The organism is Nostoc sp. UIC 10607 (assembly GCF_047228265.1).
In the GTDB taxonomy this organism is placed as follows: domain Bacteria; phylum Cyanobacteriota; class Cyanobacteriia; order Cyanobacteriales; family Nostocaceae; genus Nostoc; species Nostoc foliaceum_A.
Genome location: NZ_JBIQNW010000154.1, coordinates 1 through 2,892, shown reverse-complemented (window position 1 = coordinate 2,892; position 2,892 = coordinate 1). Strand labels below are relative to the sequence as shown.

Below are 2,892 nucleotides of genomic sequence, written 5' to 3'. Positions count from 1 at the left end.
ATCACCAGCGTCGTCTTTGACATGAGATTCCAGAAAAACCTCACGAATCAAAGCCGCCTGTGCTTCTAATTTTTTAATTGACCAAATTGCCTTCTGCCTGAGTTCTTCACCATCGACGGAATCAGCAGAGATGGTGAAAGGCAACCAATATTGTTTGAGGGTCAACATCACTATTTGAGGTAAGTTGCCTAAACCAAAAGGTTCTGTTTTCAGATAACTAATTATCTGCCCGTCGATAGTGTCTACCCTTCGCTTAATTGAAAGAATTACTTGTTGGCTCTGTTTCATTTTTGTTATGCAAAAGTTTGTGTGGATTAATCACAGCAGCGTCGCGGGAGCAATATCACTTTGCAGAATCAAAATGCAGAACTGAATTAAAGTCTAACCGAAATATTTTCCTTTACAAACTCAGTCATAATCACCACTAAGTTTATGTAGTTAGTGGATTTTAAATAACAAAATTGTATACCAAACTACATTTTCTCTAGGACTGTTCTAGGACTAGTCTGCGACTGCTCTAGGACTGCTGTATGACTAGTTTGGGGAATCACGGGGAGCAATTGCTAATTTCTCTACGACTAGTCTACGACTGTTCTAGGACTGCTCTAGGACTAGTTTGGGGAATCGCTATTTTTTGTCTGCAACAATTCTTCGATTAAAGAATAAAATAACCGTACCCACTACGCTTATTTTGGGTAACTTCAATTTCAGCCATTTTTGCATGGCGTTTGAGGCGAAAAAATGAAAATTTCGAGTAAAAAATTATTTTAGCAGTATTGGGTGAGATGGCAGAGGCGATCGCAATCAGCTCAAATTGACTACAAAAGAACGACAAAAGAACGACAAAACCAGATCAGGTTTCACAGATGGAATGACAACGCCCATTTCACCCAATCCCTAATCTTCAATGTTTAATCGGGCCACCAGGGGAGTAGAGCGTAGCTTGCCTTTGGCATCGCCTCTTCCCCAACACCTAACGTCTAACGTCTAATGTTCAATACAGTCAAGCTAGTGTCGAGGGAGTAGGAGCGATCGCCCTGCCCTGGTGGCCCAATAGCCTAAAAATATATTGGAGGTTTAGGGTTTTGGTAGTCATGGTCTGGTAGTCATAATAGATTTGGTAGTCATGATAGTTAATATCTATTTATATAGAAGGCGTGACTACGGTATCAGAGTTTGATACAAAATACGGCTATTCTCAGTGGTGACTACCAAAAACCGTATAAAAACCAGCATTGCCAAGCTAGTACAGAAATGAAGTGGTTGCCCGTAGCCAAGCCAAGAATTGAGATTGGGGATTTGGGGTTTGGTAGTCATGGTTTGGTAGTCACGATGAATTTGGTAGTCATGATGATTAATATCTATTTATATAGAGGGCGTGACTACGGTATCAGAACTTGATACAAAATGCCGCTCTTCTCAGTGGTGACTACCAATTTTGTATAAAAGCCAGCATTGGCAAAGCAGTACAAAATTGAGATGGTGGCGCGGTTATGCCAGTGGGGAGACGCGGCAACGCCGCCGTCGGGTAGGCAACGCAGTTGCCAGTCAAATATCAAATATAAGGTGAGATTTAATAACTTAAGTCTTGAAATATGAAAAGATAGTCAGATAAGGAAAGCGCTGAGTCAGCAGCGCAGTTAGGAAATTGGTAGGTTTAATACAATAATGCTAGTATGCTGGCACTAACTGTATAGACTGATCAAAAAGCGAGGTTAACAGCGATCTCTTTTATCGTTGTTAACCTCGCTTTATCACCCTTGTATTTGCGTAGCTTGCGGCCAAAGGCATCGCGATCGCAGTTCACCTCCTAGCCAATATTCACAACCTGTTATCAATCTCAAAACTAGTTAGTAAAAATGTCTAACCGGATAGATGCAATATGGAGCGTAGCTGCCATACACACCTGGGGAAATTGCCAGCCGTCTTAGAGATGCTCTCGCGCTCGGTAGGCGATGCCTTTGGCGGGTGTAGCCATCGCGGACACCGCTTCGCAGTTAAAGTAGTTATGCCTTAAAATTTTCAATAGGCATAACTCTTGTAACTACCATGACAGATCGCATTGACCAAATCATAGAGAAGCTTCAACAATTAAAGGAAATCAGGCAGCATCTGGTCAATGAACCAATGTCTGAATCTGGGGTCTGGATTCATCAGTATGAGGTACGCAAAAAATACAAAAAAGATGGTGAAATCTACTGGTATGTATACGCAAAATGGCAAGCTAATGAGCCAATTTTCAAGAGGAACCCAAAAGCTAGGCTAAAAGGGATTGTGAAGCGCGGTAAGAACCCAGAGTATACCTGTCACCAACACATAGGCAGGGTAGGCAGTAGCACAGGGCTAGGAACTGATTCAGAGGTCGCGGTCGCATATCAAGAGTGGGAAAATCGCAAGCGGTTAGACGCGCTTGATAAAGCACTTGATGAGATAGAAAACGCGCTCATAGGAGTTATGCCAGAAGAAAATAATAAAACATAACTATTAAAGCGATGATGTAACCGCTCGGTAGGCGATCGCCACCGGAAAGGGCGGGTACGCTATCACAGGGAGATGTCACCACGCTGCTAATGTTACGCCGCGAACATCACCACAGCGATCGCAGGGAGACGCGGCAACGCCGCCGTCGGTCAGGCAACGCAGTTGCCAGTCAAGACCACCAACGTCACCACAGCGAACGCGAGAGACGCGATAAATTAATAACCTGTTAATATATAAAACTGTTATAGCCTGTGAGCTTTGATTTATAACCTGTTAATAAACTTAATTAAATAGATAACAGGATAGCATATACATACTGTTATGAGTTTATGCACTATTCTAACCACTAGTCAGAACCCTTGCTGTGTAAGCATTGTGGGTACAGACAATCTTAACACGTTATGCAGACAT

5 protein-coding genes are annotated in these 2,892 nt (G+C 42.6%); 4 read left to right on the top strand and 1 reads right to left on the bottom strand.

What is annotated here, in order from left to right:
* The coding region (locus ACEYW6_RS35930; protein WP_412983565.1) for a hypothetical protein at window positions 1–288 on the bottom strand (288 nt) is incomplete at its 3' end.
* An 888-nt stretch (window positions 289–1,176) separates the two neighbouring features.
* On the opposite strand from ACEYW6_RS35930, the gene ACEYW6_RS35925 reads away from it, so the two are divergent.
* The 4 genes from ACEYW6_RS35925 (at window position 1,177) to ACEYW6_RS35910 (ending at window position 2,711) form a co-directional block, all read left to right on the top strand.
* Window positions 1,177–1,401 (top strand): hypothetical protein, encoded by a 225-nt coding sequence (locus ACEYW6_RS35925; RefSeq protein ID WP_412983564.1) that lies wholly within the window; start codon window positions 1,177–1,179, stop codon window positions 1,399–1,401.
* Between the two features lie 481 nt (window positions 1,402–1,882).
* Window positions 1,883–2,017 (top strand): hypothetical protein, encoded by a 135-nt coding sequence (locus tag ACEYW6_RS35920; protein WP_277926787.1) that lies wholly within the window; start codon window positions 1,883–1,885, stop codon window positions 2,015–2,017.
* A gap of 32 nt (window positions 2,018–2,049) precedes the next feature.
* Window positions 2,050–2,481 (top strand): hypothetical protein, encoded by a 432-nt coding sequence (locus tag ACEYW6_RS35915; protein WP_412983563.1) that lies wholly within the window; start codon window positions 2,050–2,052, stop codon window positions 2,479–2,481.
* 89 nt (window positions 2,482–2,570) lie between these two features.
* Window positions 2,571–2,711 (top strand): hypothetical protein, encoded by a 141-nt coding sequence (locus tag ACEYW6_RS35910; protein ID WP_412983562.1) that lies wholly within the window; start codon window positions 2,571–2,573, stop codon window positions 2,709–2,711.
* Window positions 2,712–2,892: the final 181 nt, after the last annotated feature.